The organism is Alkalihalobacillus alcalophilus ATCC 27647 = CGMCC 1.3604, assembly GCF_000292245.2.
Lineage (GTDB): Bacteria > Bacillota > Bacilli > Bacillales > Bacillaceae_D > Alkalihalobacillus > Alkalihalobacillus alcalophilus.
In genome coordinates this window covers 48,856-71,179 of record NZ_ALPT02000006.1, presented here as the reverse complement: position 1 = coordinate 71,179, position 22,324 = coordinate 48,856, and the positions used below count along the sequence as shown (strand labels likewise).

The following is a 22,324-nucleotide window of genomic DNA, read 5'->3' as shown; positions in this document are numbered from 1 at the left end:
GAGGCCGTAAGTCGTGATTGAAATTAAAGTACCTGAATTAGCAGAATCGATTACAGAAGGAACAATAGCACAGTGGTTAAAAGAAGTAGGGGAATATGTAAATCAAGGCGATTTCATTGCTGAATTAGAAACAGATAAAGTGAATTTAGAAATAACGGCAGAGCACTCTGGTGTCATTAAAGAATTAAAAAAGGAGCCAGGTGACACGGTTGAAGTTGGTGAAGTAATCGCAGTGATTGACGATAACGGCTCTGAAAGCGGCGATTCAAGTAACACTGGAGCTGAGGAACCAAAAGCAGAAGCAAAACAAGAAGAAAAATCAGAGCCTAAAGGTGAGCAAAAAGAAGAGGATTCTACTTCTGAAGGCGGACGTCCATTAGCGTCTCCAGCTGCTCGTAAATTAGCTCGTGAAAAAGGAATTAATTTAAATGATGTTTCGACAAATGACCCAACAGGTCGTGTCCGTAAGCAAGATGTTGAAAACCATCAACCGAAAAAAGCAGAAAAGTCAGCTCCTGCACCACAAAAATCAGTAGCTCCTGCGGCAACGACTTCTGATGATGGAAAACCAGCAGAACGTATTAAAATGACACGCCGTCGTCAAACAATCGCAAAACGTTTGGTAGAAGCCCAACAAACAGCGGCGATGTTAACGACTTTTAATGAAGTTGATATGACAGCTGTTATGGACGTACGTAAACGTCGTAAAGATGCTTTCTTAGATAAAAATGGTGTTAAATTAGGGTTCATGTCATTCTTTACAAAAGCCGTTATTGGTGCATTAAAAGAATTCCCGCTTTTAAATGCGGAAATTCAAGGCGACGAAATCTTAATGAAAAAGTTCTACGATATCGGTATTGCCGTTTCAACAGATAATGGATTAGTCGTTCCGGTTGTACGTGATGCAGATAAATTAAGCTTCGCTGGAATTGAAAAAGAAATTGGAGAACTTGGTAAAAAAGCTCGTGATAATAAATTAGCTTTAGGTGACTTGCAAGGAGGAAGCTTTACCATTACAAATGGTGGTACATTCGGTTCATTAATGTCGACACCAATTCTAAATGCTCCACAAGTCGGGATTTTAGGAATGCATAAAATTCAATGGCGTCCGGTTGCTATCGATCAAGAAAACTTCGAAAACCGCCCTATGATGTATATCGCTTTATCTTATGATCACCGTATCGTTGATGGGAAAGAAGCGGTAGGTTTCCTAGTAAGAGTAAAAGAATTACTAGAAGATCCAGAATCATTATTATTAGAAGGTTAATATCATTAGAAGGGACCGCTGAATAGGCCCTTTCAAACGAAACGACGAGAAGTTGATAGGAACCTCTCGTCGTTTTGTATTATATTCGAAATTGACGACTAGCTTTACACTGCCATACTATAGAGCCTTTGCAAATGATTCAAAAGCTATTATAATATAAAGAAACACAGATACATAAGGAAGGGGGCAATAAAATGATTCATCAAACATGGCAAGAGGCAAAAACAATTCGTGAAATTGAATGTGTCCATACAGAGGCGAAAAAATTTAAAGTGAATGAAGCTTTAACAGTTGGAAAAAAATATGAGTTAAAAAATGAAACAGAAGAATTTTATTTTGTTATTGATAATACAGGAAAAATTGGCGGTTATTATAAGGAATATTTCCGCGAACTTTGAGCTAGCTAATGCTGGCTCTTTTTTTTGAAGGAGTGCTTTCCTAAAAAGGGTTATTCTTTCCTTTTTTTCTCTTAATCAGTTACACTATTAGTATAATATGAGATGTTTTGAGGAAAGGGATTGGAGCGATGGATTTAACAACGGTTTATCAGTTTGTTCTAGAGCACGGATATGCCGCATTGTTTATTCTTTTTGCAATTGGATTATTTGTTTTTCCGGTTCCTAATGAAGTGTTATTAATGGCAGGAGGGTATTTTTCAACGTATTCTTTTTTATCTCCTTTGCCTGCTTTTTTAACGATTTTTTCTGCGATTTTTTTGCATGGAACGATATTATATTCAATTGGTTATTTTGCAAATAAAAAAGTCATACCTCACACGGAAACAGCAAAGAAGCCAACTGTTTGGACAAAACGAGCAATAAAAGGAATGGAGCTTTTAGAGCGCTTTGGATTAAAAGCCGCCTCATTCAGTTATTTTTTCCCATTTGCTCGTCATGCGGTTCCGTTTAGTGTCGGCTTAGCACGCTTTCGTTATTTACAATTTGTGTTAATTGCTCATTCATCAGCTTTAGTTTGGTTAAGTTTGTATTTTTTTCTTGGATTTCACTATGGTCGTACGATAACCGACTGGACATCTTTTGTCGAGCAACTTATTTTCACCCTCGTTGGTGTAGCCCTTGTTGTCTTAACGATATTGATCATTAAAAATAAACGAAAAAAGTATCAAACGACAAATAAAGTCGCTGAATAAAAAGGGGCTGAACCCTCAAAGATCATTTTCATGACTTTGGGACAGCCCCTTTTTACTATTATTATTTTGCTTCTAAATATTCATTATAGCTTTGTTCACTGTCGATGATTCCTTCTTCTGTAATTTCAATAATTCGGTTCGCGACCGTTTCATTGAATTGGTGGTCATGAGAGGAGAAGATAAGTGAACCTTTAAAGTTGATTAAACCATTATTGACAGCTGTAATCGATTCTAAGTCAAGGTGGTTTGTTGGTTCATCCAATAAAAGGACATTTGCTCCACTTAACATCATTTTCGAAAGCATACAACGAACTTTTTCTCCTCCTGATAAAACAGAAGCTTTTTTCTTTACTTCATCACCAGAGAAGAGCATGCGACCTAAAAATCCACGTAGAAACGTGTCACTATCATCTTGCGGTGAATATTGTCTTAACCAATCGACTAAATTTAAATCACTACCTTCAAAAAAGGCGGAGTTGTCTTTTGGAAAATAAGCTTGTGATGTCGTAATACCCCATTTATAAGATCCTTCATCTGGCTCGATTTCACCAGCAAGAATTTTAAATAAAGTTGTTTTAGCAATTTCATTTTCCCCAAGTAGAGCAATTTTATCATCCTTGTTCATAACAAAGCTGACCTTGTTCAATACTTTTACCCCATCGATTGTTTTTGAAATGTTTTCAACCCGTAATAAATCATTTCCAATTTCACGTTCTGGTGTAAAATGAACATAAGGGTATTTTCTAGATGATGGACGAATATCATCGAGCTCAATTTTATCTAAAAGCTTCTTTCTTGAAGTTGCTTGTTTAGATTTTGAAGCATTGGCACTAAACCTAGCAATGAAGCTTTGTAGTTCCTTAATCTTTTCCTCTTTTTTCTTATTCGCATCAGCGGCCATTCTCGATGCCAATTGACTTGACTCATACCAGAAATCATAGTTCCCAACATAAATTTGAATTTTACTAAAGTCTAAGTCGGCAATATGGGTACACACTTTATTTAAAAAGTGACGATCGTGAGATACAACGATGACCGTATTTTCAAAGTTAATTAAAAACTCCTCTAACCATTGGATCGCTTTTAGGTCAAGGTGGTTCGTTGGCTCATCAAGTAATAGTACGTCTGGTTCACCAAATAAGGCTTGAGCAAGAAGAACTTTTACTTTTTCAGAACCAGAAAGCTCACTCATTTTTTTCGAATGAAGCTCTTCAGTGATACCAAGGCCTTTTAAAAGGATTGCAGCTTCGGATTCTGCTTCCCAACCATTAAGTTCAGCGAATTCTCCTTCGAGTTCGGCAGCTTTAAGGCCATCCTCATCAGTAAATTCTTCTTTCATATAAATCGCATCTTTTTCTTTCATTACTTCATAAAGTCTAGCGTGTCCCATAATGACGGTACTTAAGACTTCATATTCTTCGTATTCAAAATGGTTTTGTTTAAGAACAGCAAGGCGTTGGCCTGGCTTTAATGAAACATCCCCTTGTTGAGGCTCAATTTCACCTGATAGAATTTTAAGGAAGGTCGATTTCCCAGCCCCATTTGCTCCAATTAAGCCATAACAATTTCCTGGTGTAAATTTAATATTTACTTCTTCAAATAATTTTCGGTCTCCGTATTGTAGACCTACATTTGTGACGGTTATCATATTCGTCTATTTCCTCCAATATTTTAAACTCGAATAAAGAATTATACCATGATTGTACTATAACGAGGAGCATTCGTAAAAAAAATAAAAGAAATTATATAATTTTTTTCTTTTAGTGGGGAATTGAGATAGATTGAGAGAATAATAAATAGGAGGAGTTTTTATGAAAAGAATGGGTGTTATTAGTGGATTTAGTTTACTTTACTTGTTGCTTTTCAAGCGGGTACAATCAAATTATATCCGGTTATGGCCGAGTTCGAGATGTTATGATTGTTGATGAAGACTTATTTTTTTATTATAAATAAATTACTCAACTTTGGCATCAAGAAAAAAATAATAGGCCCTCCGGCGGTCGCTCCCAAACAGACACTCCGCGTCCTTGCCGAGAACCTCATGAGCCTCCTCAGCGTTTCACGCTTGCGGGGTCTCATTGGACGGTTTATTCCTGCGGGAGTCTCCGTGTCTGTTTGTCCGCTAGATAATGGAATCGAATCTAGGTTCGGTTTTCTCATTGAATAAAAAAGCGGTCATTACTTCAACGTACATGAGCTTGAGAATGATTTTTCTCCTTCAATAACTAATTCCGTTATAGTTGTAAACAAATCAGTGTGGATGCTCTGTACGTTAGCTAGATGATCGAGCTTGTTTCGATTTGAATCCTGTGTTTTCATGACGGCAGACTTAGGAAAAAAATAGGTGGCAACTACCTATTTAATTCCATAACCAACAAAGTGAAGAAGAAGGTTCTTCTGCGTTAGAAATAGCTGATTGAGAATGGCCATATCATCAAGCATCTCCACTACACTTAGCGGACAAAACCATACGGAGACTCCCGCGGGAATAAACCGTGGAGCGAGACCCCGCAAGGCTTGCCGAGGAGGCTCGCCAGGTTCCCGCAGGACGCGGAGTATGGTTTTGGGAGCGACAGCCGAAGCACTTCATTTTAGTGAACAGTTTCCTTCAACAGCCTACGAAGAGATGTGTTCAGACTGTCAACGATTGAACCGTTCATGTAAAGTCAATTTGAGTATGGTATCGCCCTCAAATCAATCTCTATCAACGGTTAAGGGTCAATCATACGCTGCGAAAGTTGAGTCAATTAGATGGCAGAGGAAATCTGAGTGCAGATGATGATCGATTCATACAGGTCAATGATTAAAGCGTTAAATAATAAATGAAGGGTGTTTTGAATGCAAAAAAGGGGAATAAAAGAGGCAAGGCTCGTTCTTAAAGAGGTCTATGGTTATAGTGATTTTCGTTTAGGTCAAAAACAAGTCATTGAACAGGTACTACAAGGGGAAGATACGTTAGCGATTATGCCGACCGGAAGTGGGAAATCGTTATGTTATCAAATTCCTGCCCTTGTCTCAGAAGGAATAACACTTGTCATTTCACCACTTATTTCTTTAATGAAGGACCAAGTGGATGCTCTTGCCCAACTTGGTGTAAAAGGAACATATATAAACAGTACATTAACAAAAAAGGAGGAGATGAATCGATTAGAAAACCTAGCAGCGGGAGTTTATAATTTAGTCTATGTTGCTCCTGAAAGATTACAGCATCCGACCTTTATGAATAGCCTCCAAAAAATCGAAATTTCTAATGTTGCTATTGATGAAGCTCATTGTCTCTCAGAGTGGGGACATGATTTTAGACCTAGCTATATGCAAATCCCAAATTGGCTTTCTACCCTTACAAAAAGGCCAACGGTTTTAGCTTTGACCGCAACAGCAACAGATGAGGTTAAAGAGGATTTACGCAAACATTTACAAATCCCCGTGGATAATGTCGTGTCTACTGGCTACAAGCGGGATAATTTATCGTTAACCTTATTTAAGGGAGTCGATCGTCCATATTATTTGAAACAATTATTAAATCAAAAACAAGGGCAGTCGGGAATTATTTATGCGACAACCCGTAAAGAAGTGGAAAGTCTTTATCAGACAATATTAAAGCTTGGGTTTTCAGTTACGTATTACCATGGGGGATTGTCTGAGGGCATTAGACAAGAAAATCAAGAGGCGTTTATTAATGATCAAAAACTAATAATGATTGCAACGAATGCTTTTGGGATGGGGGTTGATAAATCAAATGTACAATTTATTATCCATTATCAATTGCCAAGAACAATTGAAGCATATTATCAAGAAGCCGGACGTGCTGGACGCGATGGAGAGGAAAGTGAATGCATTTTGTTTTTTTCTCCGCAAGACATTCGTACACAGCAATTTTTAATTGAACAATCTGAAGCAAGTGAAGAACGTAAACAGCAAGAATATGGAAACTTACAAAAGATGGTTTCATATTGCCATACGGAGCTCTGCTTACAGTCGTATATTTTACGGTACTTCGGGGATGAGGAAGTATCAGATTGTGGAAAATGTAATAATTGTTTAAATGAGAATGAACAAATAGAGAGAACGATAGAAGCTCAAAAAGTCTTTTCATGTATAAAGCGGGTTAGAGAGCGATTTGGAAAAACGATCATTGCCCAAATTTTAGTGGGCTCATCCAATCAAAAGCTCAGGCAGTTTCAATTAGAACAGTTGCCAACCTATGGGTTAATGAAAGAGTGGACGATTAAGGAACTTGGTTCATTTATAGACTATTTAAGTGCAGAACAATACATTAAACCGACAAATAGTGGGTATCCTACATTACAATTAACAAATAAAGCAATCAATGTTTTAAAAGGGGAAGAAAAAGTTTACCAACGAATCGTCAAAATAAAAAGTGAAGTGAAAATTGATGACGAAGTGTTTGAGGCGTTAAGGGAAAAACGAAAAGAGTTGGCTGATGAACAAGGGGTAGCTCCTTATTTAGTCTTTTCTGATAAAACGCTGAAACAGATGAGTCAAGCCATACCAATAACAGAGGAAGAGATGAGCCAGATTTCTGGAGTTGGAACGATGAAGCTCGAACAGTATGGTCAGGCGTTTATAGACGTTTTGTTACAATATCAAGAGAGAAAAGTGTCAACTACTAACCATTTTGGTGAGTCTTCTAACCAATCTCGAAGATCATGGAGTTATCTTCAATCTGTTGAGGCATTTTCAGGTGGAAAAACGATCAAAGAAATTGCCAAAGAGCAAAGCTTGACAGAACGAACGATTCAATCCCATTTAATTAAAGGGCTGCATAATGGAGAAATCGATTCTTTGGAAAAGTACGTGGAGCCGTGGAAGGTAGAGCAGATTAAACAAGTGGTTAATGTGGTAGGAACAGAAAAGTTAAAACCAATCAAAGAACAACTAGATGAAACCATTAGTTATGAAGAGATTCGATTTGTAATTGGGAAGTAAGGTAGAACGAATCTTTTCAACAGGGGAAATGTGACTGTGGATGTGTGATAATCGTTCTTCTGATCCTAAAAAAAGGAAAGAGATTTTGGTTTATAAAAAGGCTTTCATATTGAGTTTAGCAAGAAATAATCATTCATAAAAAATCCCTATCATTCCTTCTTCGACCTATGTTATGATGAGAAAAATGCAGTCTTATTATCACAAGTTAAAAGTAGTAGTAAAAAGTATTGAGAGAGAAAAAATTATATGCTGTATTGAAAAAGAACCATTTAATTGGGGAGTTAAGGAGTTAATTGAATGACTATTCGCATTGTAACGGATTCAACCTGTGATTTACCAAAGGAATGGATAGAGGAATTAGATATTGAAGTTGTCCCTTTATCTATTACGGTCGATGGACAAACTTATTTAGATGGAATTGATATTACAAAGAGTGAATTTCTAGAAAAATTAATAAACTCAAAAGAATTACCTAAAAGCTCGCAACCAGCTATCGGGGTTTTTCAGGAAGTTTATTCACGTCTAGCAAACGAACATGAAGATACTCAAATTATTTCTATTCATTTGACAGAAGGAATGAGTGGAACTTATCAAACGGCCCAACTTGCGTCTACGATGGTAGATGCAAATGTAACGGTTATAAACTCTTCTTTTATTTCACATGCTCTTGGTTTTCAAGTTTTAGAAGCGGCTAGATGGGCAAAAGAAGACAAATCAGTGGAAGAAATCGTAGCTCATTTAGAGAGTATAAAGGAAAGCTCTTCCCTTTATCTCATGGTAGATACGTTAGAATATTTGGCGAAAGGTGGGAGAATCGGAAAAGGGAAAGCTCTTTTAGGTTCTTTGTTAAAAATCAAACCAATTGCTTCTTTAGCTGATGGTGTGTATACACCTGTTGAAAAAGTACGAACACATTTACAAATGATAAAATTATTAACTAAAAAGTTTGAAGAAGATACGCTTGAAAAAGGAAAACAAGCCAAAGCGGTAGCGATTGCTCATATTGGAGCTGAGCCATTAGCCCATAAGCTTAAGGAGTCTATTGACAAAATTTCCAATTTATCTTCCAATATTTTAATTACAGAAACATCGCCGATCATCAGTACTCATACGGGTCCAGGTGCGATTGCGTTAATGTATTACACAGAATAGAAAAAATAATTTCAATTTTATGGTTGCAAAAGTGGATGATAAGAGCTATCTTATAATATGAAGATTTTGATTAGTATTTTATAGAGGTGATCCAAGTGGCAGTCATTAAGGAATTGACGACTGAGAACGAATGGAACGATATGTATAGAAAGTCGAATGAAAAAAAGGTTTATATATTTAAACATAGTACTCAATGTCCTATTAGTGCTGAAGCTAACGAAGTATACGAAAAGTATGTTTCTAATTATACAGAGGATGACGCTGAATTCTGTTTAGTGAAGGTAATAGAATCGAGACCTGTTTCAAACTTAATCGCCAATGATCTAGAGGTAACTCATCATTCCCCACAATTAATTATTGTGGAAGATGAATCTCCATCATGGTGTGATACGCATCGTAACATTACAATTGAAAGCATCAAAACAGCATTGAATGAAATTTAATGTACGTCAAAGAAGGGGCTGTCCTAAAAGCCCTTAAATAGAAAACCGATGTATTTTACAACGAGTAAAATACATCGGTTTTTTCTATTTTTGCATGAGAATAGCTAGGTGGAAAGTGAGTGGTGTTTGACCACTCACTTTATAGCATTCATTTGAAACTTTATTGTCTATGTTGGCGTTTTATAGATAAAAATAGTAAGAGGGTGGAATGATGAAGTGTAGAACAATGGTCGTAATTTTTTTTACTGTTGTTTGTTTTAGTTTGATTGGATGCAAACAACAAGACTCTACTCAAGAAGAAGCAAATTTGCGTGTTGATTCCGAGCAAACTCGAACTGAATCGACTATCGAGTATTCCGAAAATGAATCAGTAGCAGTTGAGATGAGCGAAGATGCCGATATGGCCGCTAGTCAAGGTGCTCAAGTTGAAGACAGGAAAATCATTTATTCCTCTTATTTAACGCTTGAAGTCAGTGATTATGAAGAAGCAGAAAAGCGGTTAATCAATGAAGTCAATCAGTTAGGCGGTTATGTTGTTCAATCATTTTTTAATGAATATGATGATATCGTGAATGGACAATTAACTGTAAGAATACCAACAACTGAGCTCCATGATTATATTTATCTGATCGAGGATTCAGATTATCACTTAAAAGAAAAAGAAATGAACGGTCAAGATGTAACAGAGGAATATGTTGATTTAGAGGCTCGTTTAAGATCTAAAAAAGTAGTAGAAGAACGGCTATATCAATTTTTAGAGAGTGCTGAAGAAACCGAACAATTATTAAAAATTTCAAAAGATTTAGAGCGTGTTCAGCAAGAAATCGAACAAATAGAAGGACGGGTTATCTTTTTGAACAATCGAACAGATTATGCAGAAGTTACGATTCAACTTATTGAAAAGAAAATAATCGTTGACCATATTCAAGGAAATGAAGATTTAAATACAGTAGAAAAGGCGAAGAAACTATTTATCGAAACAATTAATTTCCTCTTATCGTTAGCATCTGGTTTGATTGTAATGATAGTAGGTTTGTCACCAGTCTTAGTTCTACTCGCGATAATTTTGACGCTTGTTTTTTTATATTTAAGAAAAAAGAAAAGAAATAATAAGATAAGTAAGGAGTAAAGGTTAATATGTTTAAATAAGAATGATAAGAGGAAAAGTACGTATAAAAGAACATGATGAATGAGGAGGGGATGATATGTGGGATAAACGCTTATTAGTGGCCGCTTTTCTTCTTTCACTTGTTGCTTGTAATGTAGAAGTGGAGAATGACAATGAGCAAAAGGACATTGTCGAACCACCACTAACTGAAGTTAATGAGTCAGAAGAGTCGAATAATGGAGGGGAGTCTTCTGAAGAGGAGGTCGAATTACCGGCTGAAGAAAATGGTGGAATTGAATCAGAACCAGGCGGTTATTTTAATAGTGAATTAGGGTATCAAATTTATGTTCTCGAAGATTATACCTTTACATTAGAAGAGCCAAGAACGGATCAAATATACCATAATACTCAAAGTGGATATTTCCTTCGTATTGTAGATAATGGAAAGAATGCTGATTTTACAAAAATGGAAGAAACCTTATTGGAACATAGCCAAGGGGCGATAACTGCGTATGATATCGAATTTAATGATGTAGAATATGCATATGTTGAGCATTATCAATCAGAAGAAGGAGATGCTTATATTTATCATCTTGCCAAAAAATATGAAGAAACTGTTGTTAGCTATACAATTTTTTTACCGCAAGGCGATGACATGGAGGAGATTAAAGAAGATTTTATTAAGATGATTGAGACGGTTCAATTTGATTAAAATAGGATGAAAAGATCAGAAAACCACCTCGGCTAGGTAATATCACCTAACCGAGGTGGTTTATTTATGAATGAGGATAACAAGCAATCGCACCCGATTGTTCTTCACGATTGAGTTCAACTGTAAAGTCATGTTTTTTATAAAAATGGATGAGTCTATCAAGGTGGTTCCAGTCTCGTTTAGCAATGTCCCCTTTAATGACTTGCACATTATGCAAACAAGCGTGGTCTTTTAAATAATCCATACAGATACTACCAAAGCCTTTATTTGCTTCGCCTTTTATATCACCGATATGAATCGTAAAATCATTCTCATATTGAGCTTGAATGGAAAAATCCCAAGTCCCTCGATAAGCTTTATCGTTTGTATTAAGCATGATTTTGCAAACATTTCCATCATCAAGCAATGAGACAATCACCCATTCTTCGTTATCTAATTGTTCGAAACCTAATATATGCCATTTTTGGGCGATTTTCTTTAAGTTGTCTTGTAAACGTAGCATTTGGAATTCCATGTCTTCTACCTTTTGTTTTAATAACTCAGGTTTATCTGTTGACAATGGCTTTGTTAATAGCACCTAATCACCTCACTATAATCCTTTCACACAAGTTAAATATTATAGAGGATAAATAGGAAAATAGCAAGGCGGATAACAAAGTAAAAATTAATGAGTAAGGTTATCGTTTATCCATTCATGGAGTAGCATCACGGTATGTCGTCTTTGCACTTCAGCTGAGATTAATGATTCACCATCACCTGACTGTTGACCATAAGAACCAAAATATGCGTGATTTCCACCTTCAATGATAAAGTGTTGGTGTTCTTCAGAAAAAAGGTCGGATGCTTGCTTGAGATTCTTTTGATTAATAACGTTATCCTCGCTTGCAGTTAGTAAGATGGAAGGTAAGGAAGTGGTACGTAAGCTTCCATTTTTATCAGGGTACGAAGCAAGAAAGAAGACTCCATCTAACTTTTCTTCAAATTCTATGGCAAACCTTGAGGCGAATACAGCACCAAGAGAGTGGCCACCTATAAAAATCGGCTCATCTTGGTATTTATCTACGATCGGAGTGGCTTTATCTTTTCCAAAGAAGGCCAAATTTAAAGGCATTTTAATAATAAAAACACGATGTTGATTTAAAGCTAGCTCTTCTGCAAGTAGGCTATAACTTTCAGGTTTGACTAGCCCTCCTGGATAAAGAATAATTGTTGAATGGATCTCCTCGTTTGTCGGTTCAAACTTATACCAATCATTTTTTTGTTCAATTCGATACTCATCTGATTTTTGTTGAAAAACCATTAGGGCCTCTTGTGTTGCTGGATAAGGTCGTAAATAAATAATCGCCCCAACAATAAGGGTTAAAAGAATAAGGGAAATTGCAATCAGACTAACTTTTTTAGTGAAAATTTTAAACATGGGCAGAATGGGCTGGATTATAAGTGATTTTCAATTCATAGCTGTTTAAAACATTTTCAACCGTAGCAGGTTCAGAAGGTAGTTTCGCCTCATCAAAAATATAAGATTGTAATTCTTCAATTTCACAAATAATCGTGGCTAGTTTTTTACTGAGAACAACTGATTCAAAGCCGGCTTCTAGCTTTTTAAAGTAGCGTTTATAGCTAGGATCAACTTCATTTCTCGATAAAACCTCATATAAGTTCTCGACGGTTTGATACGTTTGAATTAATGGCAAAGCAGATTTTTCACCAACACCTGCACAACCCGGGATATTATCACTTTTGTCCCCTAATAAGGCTTTGACGTCAATCCATTGTGCCGGAGTGATCTGATAGTCCTTTTCAAAATCAGCTAAACTATAATGGACTTCACCCGCTTTTGTCGCAATGATTTGCGTGGTGGATTCGTTAATGAGTTGCAATAAATCACGATCGTTACTATAAATGGCACAAGGCGCTTCGAATTGTTTTTTCCACATCTGTGTTAAACACCCAATGATATCATCTGCTTCATAAGGAGAGATGGTTAATTGAGCAATTCCTATTTCGTCTAAAATAGTAGTACATGTTTCATATTGTTGAATAAGGGCATTCGGTAATTCTCCACGAGTTGCTTTATAATCAGGAGCATATTGGCGTCGAATCGACTCTTCCCGTTTCACATCCCATGCAACAACCATATGTGATATAGGTTCTAAGCGGACAAGTTGAAAGAGCTTTTGAAAAAAGACTCGTAATCCATTTGTATATTGGCCATTTGAATTTTTGCTTAACTGCTCTTCTTCACGACCGTATGAAGTCGCAAAATAGCCACGGCTTAATAGATTAAAACCATCTACGACTAATAATTTATTATGTTCGTTCATTTTAAGTAACCCCTCTAACGTCTTTAATAATCTTCATTTAGTGTTCATTATATCATGAAAAACGAACGGTTTTGCTCGTATAAGCAGAATAATGAAAGAAAAAAGCTACCAGTAAACAAATTCATAGAAAAGAACTTCAGAACAATTAATTTAAAGAGGAATAGGTCTAAAGAATTGGTTATTATTGATTTATATTGAGTTTAGGCAAAAAACAATGCAAAAAAGTGAAAAAAATAATAGTATAAATGACACGGTTCATATAAAATATAGGAGAAAAGCTCGTTAATTTTACATTGGTATGATAGGGAGGAGGATAATGATGAAAAAAAGGAAAGGGAAAAGGGGCTTTAAATTTTCCTTTGAACGGCTCTTTTTTTGGCGGAATTTGAAGCTAGGTGCTAAGTATGGTTTTGCTTTTATGATTACCATCATGCTCTTTTGTGTAACTTGTATTCTAGTTGTCATAAGTCTTAATCAAATTAAAGGTGAAATGACTCAATTTGAAAGAAGTGCAGATAGGTCTGCGATGATTTCAGAAATGAGTGATGTGTATCAAGATTTGATTATGCTTACATTAAGTTATATTAATCGAAGCGATGAATTAACGATTCAGACTTTTGAGGAAAATTCAGAGCATTTATCACATTTAGTTGCTGAAATCGAGCCATTTTTGGATGAGCGAGAAATGTTAAACAAGTTAAATTATGCTCAAGGAAATCAGGAACAAATTACTTCGATTTTTCAAAATGATGTTCTTGATGAACGGATGTTGAATAATCAAGCTTTTCAAAGCTATACATACACACGAATTGAACGGTTAAGAGACCAAACGGTTGGTGCGTTATCAGAATTAAAAGAAATTGTAGATGATAAAAGGGTTGCTGATGCGGCCAACGCAAGAGCACAAATTGATTTTACGATTACGCTTACGGTTGCTGCTTTTATTTTATCTTTAATTGTTGGAGTCGCTTTAATTTTCTCTATTAATCGAATGGTTAAACGTTCCTTAAAAGAAACATTACACTTTAGTCAGAAAATTGCTGACGGTGACTTAACCGTACAACCTTTACAAATTCGTGGCAAAGATGAGTTTGCTGTGATAGGTGCTTCTCTGAATCAAATGCAAATAAGTTTAGTAGAGGTAGTTAATCAATTAAGGGAAGTTTCCAATGATGTTAATAACCAAGGTCAAAGTTTAGATCAATCAGCGGTCAGTTTAAATGAAGAAAGTATGCAAATAACCGATACTCTTAATCAGTTATTAGCCGTTTCTGAAGAACAAACTTCGACGACTTTTGATATTTCACAATCAGCGACGACGTTTAATAACCAAATTAATACGATTGATTCATCAGGGAAAAACATTCGTACTTCATCAGAAGGTATTATCGAGCTTACAAATAACGGGAACACCAAAATGCAAAATTCGATTAAAAAGATGAACCATATTCACCAAACGATCGAGGAAGCAACTGATAATATCAAACTTCTTGCGAAACGTTCTTCCGAAATTAATCAAATTGTTGATGTGATTCGTGGCGTAGCAGACCAAACAAATCTATTAGCTTTAAATGCCTCTATTGAAGCAGCAAGAGCTGGAGATGTGGGGAAAGGTTTTGCGGTAGTGGCGAATGAAATCCGCAAGCTTTCAAATGAAGTGAGTAATTCGATTGAAAAAATCGTCACGATTACTTCAAGTGTTCAAAATGAGACTGACCGAGTAAGTAATGTGTTGTTGGCGGTGAATCATGAAACACAGGATGGGATGGAGATGGTGGAGCGTACTGGTCAAGATATTCAAAATATTGAACGTTCGATCCACTCAATGGGTGAAGAAATTAAGGTTATTACCGAACAAATTTCGGCGATGGCAACCGAGAGCTTCGGTATTCAAGAGGCGGTCAATCAATTAGCTGCTGCAACTGAACAAACGACAGCTAGTATTGAAGTCGCTTCACGTTCAGTCAGTCAACAAAATGATTCAACAGAAATTGTCGTTGAAAATACGACCTTACTGAAAGATTCGATTGATCAATTAAAACAACAAATGGCGAAATTTCGCTTATAAAAAAATTAAGGCTCCTCAAAGTTTAAAATGACTTTTGAGGAGCTTTTTTTATTAATCGTTAAAAGGATAAACCCAAAACCGTTCATAATGTAACCACTCTAACGCTGCTGCTTCCTTGGCGATAATTTTCGGCTCAAGCTCTGCTAACATCCAAGCGGTTTGTGAAATATGAGCGCGCATCGTATTTAGTTTTTGTTCGGCAAACGCCGAGACATCGTTTAAAAGATTAGGTGGGCCGATTTCTTCTTCATGTCCGTTTGAAAAAGCGAGACAATATACTTTTGGTCGTGCTGATTTGTCTAGACGTCTTATTGCTTCGATAACTGCTCGACCTGTCGCATCGTGGTCGGGGTGGACAGCATACTCTGGATAGAAAGTAATCACTAAAGATGGATTTAACTCTGCAATTAAGTCAGTGACAACCTGTACCATTTTTTCATCATCTTCAAATTCGATTGTTTTATCACGGAAACCAAGCATTCGTAAATCATCAATCTTCATCGCAGCAGCTGCTTGTTCCAGTTCTTTTTTTCGAATCGCTGGTAATGATTCTCTTGTAGCAAATGGTGGATTTCCTAAATTTCTCCCCATTTCACCAAGGGTAAGGCAAGCATAGGTTACGGGGATTTGTTTGGCACGATAAGCAGAAATGGTACCAGAAACACCGAACGCCTCATCATCAGGATGGGGGAAAACTACGAGCACATGTCTTTCATTTTCCATTTTATTTCTTCTCCTTTCACTCAAAAGGGGTTTCGCTAATTTGTAAGGAAACGGCTAGTTTTCCATCAGAGCCGTGGCCAGCCATTAATAAGCGCCCGTTTTCATCTTTTTCAAAGTGAGTTAAGCCTTCTGCATATACCCAACCAATTCCTGCTAATTTTAAGCCAACGCGATAGGGACCATCACCGGCTATTTTTCCATGTTCATATGTAATCTGAGCATTACGAATATAAGCACTGGCAGAGAAGAAGTTTTGATCATTATGGGTGGCATAAGCTCCGTTTGTTGTTTCTAAATGAAGGTATTGGGGTCTGTTAGCAAATGAATTAAGTAAGCTTTGAACTTCTGTTTTATGGACGATCGGTTCCATCGTTTAACCTCCTAAAAAAAATCATCAATCATTTATTAATTATTGTATCGCTCTCGATTCTTTAGAGCAATCATTTCAACTTTCAGAACTTTTCAAGCGATTCGCTATTCGTCTGCTTTTTAGAAGTGGTAATATAAGAATAACTCAACTTTCGCAGCGTATGATTGACCCTTAACCGTTGATAGAGATTGATTTGGTTCAATCGTTGACAGTCTGAACACATCTCTTCGTAGGCTGTTGAAGGAAACTGTTCACTAAAATGAAGCGCTTCGGCGGTCGCTCCCAAACAGACACTCCGCGTCCTTGCCGAGAACCTCATGAGCCTCCTCAGCACGCTTGCGGGGTCTCATTGGACGGTTTATTCCTGCGGGAGTCTCCGTGTCTATTTGTCCGCTAGATAATGGAATCGAATCTAGGTTCGTTTTCTCATGGAATAAAAAACAGACAATACTTCAAAATACAGTAGCTTGAGAATGATTTTTCTCCTTCCATGACTCATTCCGTTACAGTTGTAAATAAATCCGTGTTGATGCTCTGTACGTTAGCTAGACTAGCGAGCTTATTTCGATTGGAATCCTGTCTTTTCATAACTAACAAAGTGAAGAAGAAGGTCCTTCTGCGTTAGAAATAGCTAATTGAGAATGGCGATATCATCAAACCTCTCCACCACACTTAGCGGACAAAACCATACGGAGACTCCCGCGGGAATAAACCGTGGAGTGAGACCCCGCAAGGCTTGCCGAGGAGGCTCGCAAGGTTCCCGCAGGACGCGGAGTATGGTTTTGGGAGCGACAGCCGGAGGGTCTATAATTTTTTCTTACTGCACAGTTTATCCGTTTGGTGTGATAGTACGTTCTCGCTTTTCAAACGTGTTAAGGGTATTTGTTTAAGAACTTCTATTCGCTCTGCCAACTAGTTGAACGGGTTTTCTAGATGCGAAAGTTGAGAGAATAAGTATATAATACCGAATAAAAGGAGCGTTTTTGTGACAAAAGATGATGGATCAAATATAAATAAAAAGGAAGTAGAACAGGTTGAATATGAAGAGCCGCCGTTAGAAGCTTTTTTGGAGGAAGAGGAAGACCCAAAAGACAAAGAAAAACGAAGGAAAAAAAAGAGGTTTATATATACTAGTGTTGCTGTGCTACTTAGTTTTGGGCTACTTTTTCAAGTTTTTGCGGTTTGGTTTGATTTATTTAATATCGATAGTTTGAGGTTAAGGCAAGCTTCTGAACAATTATCAGAGGATGAAATTGTGAACCAAAGTCAGGATGCGGTGGTGCTTATTCAAAATGGAGCTAGCAGAGGAACAGGTTTTGTTATTTCAGCAGATGGTTATATCTTAACAAATGATCATGTCGTTGATAATAGAGGTGGAGTTGCGGTTCATTTACCAGATGGACAATCCTATATGGCAGAAAGGGTAACGCGTGATCAAGATTTAGACGTTGCACTACTTAAAATAGAAGGCGAAGAATTGCCATATTTAACGTTAAGTACGGAGAAAAGTGAACAGGAAGATGTGATTTATGTGATTGGGAATCCATTGTTGCAAGCCCAAATTGCGAATAAAGGGACAATGATGGAGGAAAGAGATGGCTATGATGTATTAAGAATTTCGAATCCTATTTATCCTGGTCACAGCGGGAGTCCGGTTATTAACGAAGGTGGAGAGGTCGTTGGTGTTGTTTATGCGAGAACGATTCCGACTTTCGACAATAATAGTGAATCAGTCGGGTTAGCAGTGCCAATGGAAGCCATCTTTAATCGAATCGAACAATTAGAACAAATATCAAAATAAGAAAGTTGATTTTAAAAGGGAGTGGACAGATGAATACAGAAGCATTAATCCCGACAAAAGAAGAACGTCATGAGCTTTTAAGTAAGGCGATAGCTGATTTCCCTCTTTATTCTAAAAAAAATGACGAACAAGCTCGATTCCCTTTTGAAAATATTAAAAAGCTTAAAGAGATTGGTTATCCGAAGTATAATGTTGCCAAGGAAGATGGAGGTTATGGGGTTTCTTTAAGCGAGTGGCTTCAGTATCAAATGTTAATAGCTGAAAAGGATGGGGCCACGTCACTTGCAATTGGATGGCATATGGGGCTCATGTTGCAATTACGAGATTATCGGAGATGGGATTCAAATACTTACCACTCGTTAATCAAAGACGTGGTGGAAAAGGGAGCTTTAATTAATGCGGCAGCAACAGAAGCGGCTACAGGCAGTCCAACTAGGGGTGGAAAACCAACAACAACCGCACGAAAAGAAGCTGGTAAATGGTTGATTAATGGACAAAAAACATTTACAACGATGGCTCCTGCATTGGATTATTTCCTTGTTTCGGCAACGATTGAAGACGAAGATAAAGTCGCGAATTTTCTCATTTCAAAAGATACTGCTGGACTAAAAATTGAGGAAACGTGGAATATGCTAGCGATGAGAGCGACAGCAAGTCATGATTTACATTTAACGGACGTAAAACTTGATTTACATAGGATGGTTGAATATATTGAACGAAAAAAAGCAGCGGGGTGGCTTTTACATATTCCGGCTTGTTATTTAGGAATTGCGAAAGCCGCTCATCGATATGCGATTGAGTTTGCGAAAAACTATTCCCCCAATAGTATTCAGCAAACGATCAGTGAATTGCCGAATGTACAAGCAAAAATTGGGGAAGCCGAATTACTCATTCGTCAGTCAGAAGCTTTTCTTTTCTCAGTATCGAATAAATGGGATCAAACAGTCAAAGAAAGTCGGGAGCATTTACAAGCTGATTTAGGAGCAGTAAAACATGTCGTCGTCAATCAAGCGATTCAAGTGGTTGATTTAGCAATGCGTGTTGTTGGTGCCCAAAGTTTAAAAATGGATTCGCCCTTACAACGCTATTATCGTGATGTCCGAGCGGGATTGCATAACCCACCAATGGATGATATGACGATTCAATTATTAGCGAAGGAAGCAATCCAATCAACAAGTTGACATTTCATTGACTTATACAAGGTTTATACTGAAATAAATGCAATGAGAATAAACCAAGGAAGTGGCGTAAGGATGGAACGGATTTTAATTATAGAAGACGAAAAAGCGATAAGCCAAGTGTTAAAAGCTTATACAAAAAAAGCGGGCTATCAAGTCGAACAAGTTTATGATGGGAAGGAAGCGTTAGACGTTTTTTTATCGTTTAGACCTGATTTAGTGCTCCTTGATGTCATGCTGCCTTATAAAAATGGTTGGGAATTGTTAAAGGAAATTAGAGAGTGTTCTATGTGCCCAGTTATTATGCTGACGGCATTAGATGATGTTCAAGATAAATTGTTAGGCTTACATGAAGGGGCTGATGATTACATTACGAAACCATTTATCGGGGATGAAGTGATTGCGAGAATTCAAGCTGTGTTAAGAAGGTCGCCATCTTTTCGGGAAAATGAAGAAATCGATTTTGGTGATTTGGCGATTGATTATAAAGCACATCGTATTTATCTATTTGATGAGGAAGTTGATTTAACGCCACGAGATCGTTCTTTATTTTTATTTTTAACAAAACATCCAAATCAGACGTTTACACGTGAGCAATTATTAAATCGTGTTTGGGGTTTAGATTATGATGGCAGTGATCGGGCCGTTGATCTGGCGATTAAACGAATCCGTAAAGAATTAAAAAGCTGGCCAATTGAACAAGGGGAAATCCGAACATTAAGAGGTTTGGGATATCAATTCCGTGTTGAATAATCAAATGAAAAAACGTAAAACATTGCTTCACTTATGGACGAGAAATTATGTGATAACGCTTGTGATTGGGTTGATCGTTATCTCGATTATATCTGTTATGTGGATTCGTCACACCACTTTAGAACATCGTTTAAATATGACCGTGCTGCTTGGAGAGGAAATTGCTTCCCGTTTTGTTGAGGTGAATGGTGGAGAGCCCGAGCAATATGGGGATGTTCCTGGTTATGTAACAGAGCGTAATGAATTGTTAAATTTAGAAAGTGATCCGACGATTTATATAACGGCACCTGATGGAACGATTGTCTCAGTCAGTGATAATCAAAAGCGATTATTTAGATTTTACATCCCATCTAAGCTGATTCATTCAGAAAACACAGTTCAACAATTGAATTTTGATGAATCAACTGTAGGTAGTTATTATATGGTCAAAACACCGATTCTTTTTTATGAACAACTTGTCGGCTGGGTTGTCTTAATCGAATCAAAAGAGGTGTTAACGAAAGTCAATCAAGAGTATCAATTGCTTTTAATAATTGTCATTAGTTTAGGGTTATTAGGATGGGCTGCAATTTATTTCCTTTCGAAAAAGTTTGTAAAACCGATTGAGCAAGTTGCTTTTGCAGCCAAACAGGTCGAGCAAGGACAATATGATGTCCGATTACCTGATGAACTAGGCGAACAGGAACTCTATGAATTAGTGGATTCCTTTAAAAATATGACGGACCGACTTGAACAACTAGAATCTTTAAGAAAAGAATTACTAGCAGGTGTCACTCATGAATTAAAAACGCCCGTTACGTCAATAAGTGGCTTGCTACAAGCAGTGAAAGATGAAGTGGTGACAGGTGAAGAAGCAAAGGAATTCCTTGAAATTTCCCTAAAAGAAACAAATCGTCTCCAACATATGATTGGTGATTTGGTTGAGTTTAATTCGCTTCATGCGAAACAATTTCCGATCCGCAATGCTAAAATGGAGATCAACCAACTCATTAACGAACAAGTAAAACAATGGCAAATCACACAAGAAGAACCGGTTGATTGTGTAATGAAACCTTTAGATAATGATTTATTTATTCAAATAGATTCAGCAAGATTACAGCAAATTATCGTAAATCTATTAAATAATGCTAAGCATTCATTTGATAAGGTGGAGGCTCGAATCGAGATCTTGTTAAGGCATAAAGGAAATCAGCTCGAAATCGAAGTTAAAGATAACGGGGCAGGAATACGAGAAGACGAACAAAAAAACATCTTTGAACGTTTTTTCCGGGGCGAGGAAAAGAAATATAAAGTACGTGGTCTGGGATTAGGTTTGCCCTTTAGTAAATTAATTGCTCAAGCTATGGATGGCGATTTAATTTTAAAAGAATCATCGGAAAAAGGGACAAGCTTTTTATTAACATTACCGATTTATAAATAAAATAGGTGGAGGAGTATTTTATGAGCAAACCATTAGCGGGGAAAAAGGTTATACTAACAGCTTCACGAAAAACAGAAGAAATGAAGGCATTAGTAAAGAAACAAGGGGGAGAAGCTTCGGTACGTTCCCTACAAGGTACGGTCTTTTTTGCGGTTGATCAATTAGAGAAAGATTTGTCCGCTTTTATTCAACAAGACGTTGATTGGCTTATTTTGACGACTGGAATTGGGACAAATGCTCTTGTTGAGGTCGCAGAAAAGCTTGGACAAAAGGAATTGTTTTTACAAAAGATGAAAAAGGTAAAAATAGCGGCAAGAGGGTATAAAACGATTGCGGCCCTTCATAAGTTAGGTATAAAAGCGGAGGTTGTTGATGATGATGGGACAACCTCAGGACTTATTTCAGCTTTAAGGGACACGTCATTTTTAAATCAAAATGCGTGGGTTCAATTACATGGTTTAAGTTCGCCGACTTTAATTGAGTTCCTTGAAAATAAAGGAGCAACGGTTGCTCAAGTATTGCCTTATCAACATATCGCACCAGAAGCGGAAACTGTTGAGCTATTACTAAATGAGATTTTAACTTCACAAGTGGATGCTGTCTGTTTTACGACCTTTTTACAAGTGAGAAGTTTATTTGATTATGCAAAACGTCATGATAAACATCGTCTTTTATTAGAAGCGTTTGAAAAGCATGTTGTTGCCGTAGCGGTCGGTAAAGTAACAAAAGAAGAGCTGACAGTCTCAGGAGTTGAGCGCATTGTTGTGCCAACATTAGAACGGATGGGAGCGATGATTATTGAGCTGGCTCGCTATATAAAAAAACAGAATAATCCCACGATACACTAAAAAATCAACTAAATGCATCTTCTCATTCCATTCATTTTAGGGGGCTGGCTCAAACGG

Annotated in this window: 20 protein-coding genes; 14 read left to right on the top strand and 6 right to left on the bottom strand. The window is 37.0% G+C overall.

Features of this window, described 5'->3' with window-relative positions; all coding sequences use genetic code 11:
• Positions 1 to 13 precede the first annotated feature (13 nt).
• From odhB to BALCAV_RS02805, 3 genes are all read left to right on the top strand, one after another.
• A complete protein-coding gene (gene odhB, locus BALCAV_RS02815) occupies positions 14 to 1,267 on the top strand; it encodes a 2-oxoglutarate dehydrogenase complex dihydrolipoyllysine-residue succinyltransferase (protein WP_003321676.1) in 1,254 nt (417 codons plus the stop codon).
• Between the two features lie 194 nt (positions 1,268 to 1,461).
• Positions 1,462 to 1,665 carry a DUF6501 family protein gene (locus BALCAV_RS02810; protein ID WP_003321677.1) on the top strand — a complete coding sequence of 68 codons (204 nt, stop codon included), beginning with the start codon at positions 1,462 to 1,464 and terminating at the stop codon, positions 1,663 to 1,665.
• A gap of 128 nt (positions 1,666 to 1,793) precedes the next feature.
• Positions 1,794 to 2,417, top strand: a complete 624-nt coding sequence (locus BALCAV_RS02805) for a DedA family protein (protein ID WP_003321678.1) — start codon at positions 1,794 to 1,796, stop codon at positions 2,415 to 2,417.
• 61 nt (positions 2,418 to 2,478) lie between these two features.
• On the opposite strand, the gene BALCAV_RS02800 is transcribed toward BALCAV_RS02805, so the two are convergent.
• Entirely contained in the window at positions 2,479 to 4,065 is a 1,587-nt protein-coding gene (locus tag BALCAV_RS02800) for an ABC-F family ATP-binding cassette domain-containing protein (RefSeq protein WP_040323429.1), read from the bottom strand.
• Between the two features lie 1,190 nt (positions 4,066 to 5,255).
• On the opposite strand from BALCAV_RS02800, the gene recQ reads away from it, so the two are divergent.
• The 5 genes from recQ to BALCAV_RS02770 all read left to right on the top strand — a co-directional run bounded on the left by recQ (position 5,256) and on the right by BALCAV_RS02770 (position 10,782).
• Positions 5,256 to 7,367, top strand: coding sequence for a DNA helicase RecQ (gene recQ / locus BALCAV_RS02790; RefSeq protein ID WP_004428635.1), 2,112 nt, complete (start codon positions 5,256 to 5,258; stop codon positions 7,365 to 7,367).
• Between the two features lie 297 nt (positions 7,368 to 7,664).
• Entirely contained in the window at positions 7,665 to 8,519 is an 855-nt protein-coding gene (locus tag BALCAV_RS02785; protein ID WP_004428638.1) for a DegV family protein, read from the top strand.
• A 95-nt stretch (positions 8,520 to 8,614) separates the two neighbouring features.
• Positions 8,615 to 8,962, top strand: coding sequence for a bacillithiol system redox-active protein YtxJ (gene ytxJ / locus BALCAV_RS02780; RefSeq protein WP_004428640.1), 348 nt, complete (start codon positions 8,615 to 8,617; stop codon positions 8,960 to 8,962).
• A gap of 208 nt (positions 8,963 to 9,170) precedes the next feature.
• A complete protein-coding gene (locus BALCAV_RS02775) occupies positions 9,171 to 10,091 on the top strand; it encodes a DUF4349 domain-containing protein (RefSeq protein WP_081939192.1) in 921 nt (306 codons plus the stop codon).
• A gap of 76 nt (positions 10,092 to 10,167) precedes the next feature.
• Entirely contained in the window at positions 10,168 to 10,782 is a 615-nt protein-coding gene (locus BALCAV_RS02770; RefSeq protein ID WP_004428647.1) for a hypothetical protein, read from the top strand.
• Positions 10,783 to 10,846: 64 nt separating this feature from the next.
• On the opposite strand, the gene BALCAV_RS02765 is transcribed toward BALCAV_RS02770, so the two are convergent.
• The 3 genes from BALCAV_RS02765 to BALCAV_RS02755 all read right to left on the bottom strand — a co-directional run bounded on the left by BALCAV_RS02765 (position 10,847) and on the right by BALCAV_RS02755 (position 13,106).
• Complete coding sequence (locus BALCAV_RS02765; RefSeq protein WP_052044330.1) at positions 10,847 to 11,296, bottom strand: hypothetical protein; 450 nt, start codon at positions 11,294 to 11,296, stop codon at positions 10,847 to 10,849.
• A 150-nt stretch (positions 11,297 to 11,446) separates the two neighbouring features.
• On the bottom strand, positions 11,447 to 12,082 hold the full coding sequence (locus BALCAV_RS02760; protein ID WP_160173382.1) for an alpha/beta hydrolase: 636 nt from the start codon (positions 12,080 to 12,082) through the stop codon (positions 11,447 to 11,449).
• Positions 12,083 to 12,191: 109 nt separating this feature from the next.
• On the bottom strand, positions 12,192 to 13,106 hold the full coding sequence (locus BALCAV_RS02755) for a 5'-3' exonuclease (protein WP_004428654.1): 915 nt from the start codon (positions 13,104 to 13,106) through the stop codon (positions 12,192 to 12,194).
• A gap of 319 nt (positions 13,107 to 13,425) precedes the next feature.
• On the opposite strand from BALCAV_RS02755, the gene BALCAV_RS02750 reads away from it, so the two are divergent.
• Positions 13,426 to 15,174, top strand: a complete 1,749-nt coding sequence (locus BALCAV_RS02750) for a methyl-accepting chemotaxis protein (protein ID WP_004428657.1) — start codon at positions 13,426 to 13,428, stop codon at positions 15,172 to 15,174.
• Positions 15,175 to 15,225: 51 nt separating this feature from the next.
• Here the strand turns inward: BALCAV_RS02750 and bshB2 are convergent, their stop codons facing one another.
• Together bshB2 and BALCAV_RS02740 are read right to left on the bottom strand one after the other, a co-directional pair.
• The gene (bshB2, locus tag BALCAV_RS02745) at positions 15,226 to 15,897 is read right to left on the bottom strand and encodes a bacillithiol biosynthesis deacetylase BshB2 (RefSeq protein WP_004428660.1); all 672 of its coding nucleotides are present in this window, start codon (positions 15,895 to 15,897) and stop codon (positions 15,226 to 15,228) included.
• Between the two features lie 16 nt (positions 15,898 to 15,913).
• Positions 15,914 to 16,267 (bottom strand): YojF family protein, encoded by a 354-nt coding sequence (locus BALCAV_RS02740; RefSeq protein WP_004428663.1) that lies wholly within the window; start codon positions 16,265 to 16,267, stop codon positions 15,914 to 15,916.
• Positions 16,268 to 17,252: 985 nt separating this feature from the next.
• Between BALCAV_RS02740 and BALCAV_RS02735 the strand changes: the two genes are divergently transcribed.
• From BALCAV_RS02735 to BALCAV_RS02715, 5 genes are all read left to right on the top strand, one after another.
• Positions 17,253 to 18,068, top strand: coding sequence for a S1C family serine protease (locus BALCAV_RS02735; protein WP_004427491.1), 816 nt, complete (start codon positions 17,253 to 17,255; stop codon positions 18,066 to 18,068).
• Positions 18,069 to 18,097: 29 nt separating this feature from the next.
• Positions 18,098 to 19,249: an acyl-CoA dehydrogenase family protein gene (locus BALCAV_RS02730; RefSeq protein ID WP_004427494.1), complete on the top strand. Its 1,152-nt coding sequence runs from the start codon at positions 18,098 to 18,100 to the stop codon at positions 19,247 to 19,249.
• Positions 19,250 to 19,321: 72 nt separating this feature from the next.
• Positions 19,322 to 19,999: a response regulator transcription factor gene (locus BALCAV_RS02725; protein ID WP_004427497.1), complete on the top strand. Its 678-nt coding sequence runs from the start codon at positions 19,322 to 19,324 to the stop codon at positions 19,997 to 19,999.
• Positions 19,989 to 21,419, top strand: coding sequence for a HAMP domain-containing sensor histidine kinase (locus BALCAV_RS02720; RefSeq protein ID WP_235213064.1), 1,431 nt, complete (start codon positions 19,989 to 19,991; stop codon positions 21,417 to 21,419). Before BALCAV_RS02725 ends, BALCAV_RS02720 begins: the two co-directional genes overlap by 11 nt.
• A 20-nt stretch (positions 21,420 to 21,439) precedes the next feature.
• On the top strand, positions 21,440 to 22,267 hold the full coding sequence (locus BALCAV_RS02715) for a uroporphyrinogen-III synthase (RefSeq protein ID WP_004427502.1): 828 nt from the start codon (positions 21,440 to 21,442) through the stop codon (positions 22,265 to 22,267).
• Positions 22,268 to 22,324 lie beyond the last annotated feature (57 nt).

What these genes read in the sequence shown, in the direction of transcription:
- BALCAV_RS02775 (WP_081939192.1), top strand. Translation starts at nt 9,171, where the DNA reads ATGATGAAGTGTAGAACAATGGTCGTAATTTTTTTTACTGTTGTTTGT.
- BALCAV_RS02810 (WP_003321677.1), top strand. Translation starts at nt 1,462, where the DNA reads ATGATTCATCAAACATGGCAAGAGGCAAAAACAATTCGTGAAATTGAA.
- BALCAV_RS02725 (WP_004427497.1), top strand. Translation starts at nt 19,322, where the DNA reads ATGGAACGGATTTTAATTATAGAAGACGAAAAAGCGATAAGCCAAGTG.
- BALCAV_RS02715 (WP_004427502.1), top strand. Translation starts at nt 21,440, where the DNA reads ATGAGCAAACCATTAGCGGGGAAAAAGGTTATACTAACAGCTTCACGA.
- BALCAV_RS02755 (WP_004428654.1), bottom strand. Translation starts at nt 13,106, where the DNA reads ATGAACGAACATAATAAATTATTAGTCGTAGATGGTTTTAATCTATTA.
- BALCAV_RS02805 (WP_003321678.1), top strand. Translation starts at nt 1,794, where the DNA reads ATGGATTTAACAACGGTTTATCAGTTTGTTCTAGAGCACGGATATGCC.
- BALCAV_RS02750 (WP_004428657.1), top strand. Translation starts at nt 13,426, where the DNA reads ATGAAAAAAAGGAAAGGGAAAAGGGGCTTTAAATTTTCCTTTGAACGG.
- BALCAV_RS02765 (WP_052044330.1), bottom strand. Translation starts at nt 11,296, where the DNA reads ATGGAATTCCAAATGCTACGTTTACAAGACAACTTAAAGAAAATCGCC.
- BALCAV_RS02785 (WP_004428638.1), top strand. Translation starts at nt 7,665, where the DNA reads ATGACTATTCGCATTGTAACGGATTCAACCTGTGATTTACCAAAGGAA.
- BALCAV_RS02740 (WP_004428663.1), bottom strand. Translation starts at nt 16,267, where the DNA reads ATGGAACCGATCGTCCATAAAACAGAAGTTCAAAGCTTACTTAATTCA.
- BALCAV_RS02800 (WP_040323429.1), bottom strand. Translation starts at nt 4,065, where the DNA reads ATGATAACCGTCACAAATGTAGGTCTACAATACGGAGACCGAAAATTA.
- BALCAV_RS02760 (WP_160173382.1), bottom strand. Translation starts at nt 12,082, where the DNA reads ATGGTTTTTCAACAAAAATCAGATGAGTATCGAATTGAACAAAAAAAT.
- bshB2 (WP_004428660.1), bottom strand. Translation starts at nt 15,897, where the DNA reads ATGGAAAATGAAAGACATGTGCTCGTAGTTTTCCCCCATCCTGATGAT.
- recQ (WP_004428635.1), top strand. Translation starts at nt 5,256, where the DNA reads ATGCAAAAAAGGGGAATAAAAGAGGCAAGGCTCGTTCTTAAAGAGGTC.
- BALCAV_RS02770 (WP_004428647.1), top strand. Translation starts at nt 10,168, where the DNA reads ATGTGGGATAAACGCTTATTAGTGGCCGCTTTTCTTCTTTCACTTGTT.
- BALCAV_RS02730 (WP_004427494.1), top strand. Translation starts at nt 18,098, where the DNA reads ATGAATACAGAAGCATTAATCCCGACAAAAGAAGAACGTCATGAGCTT.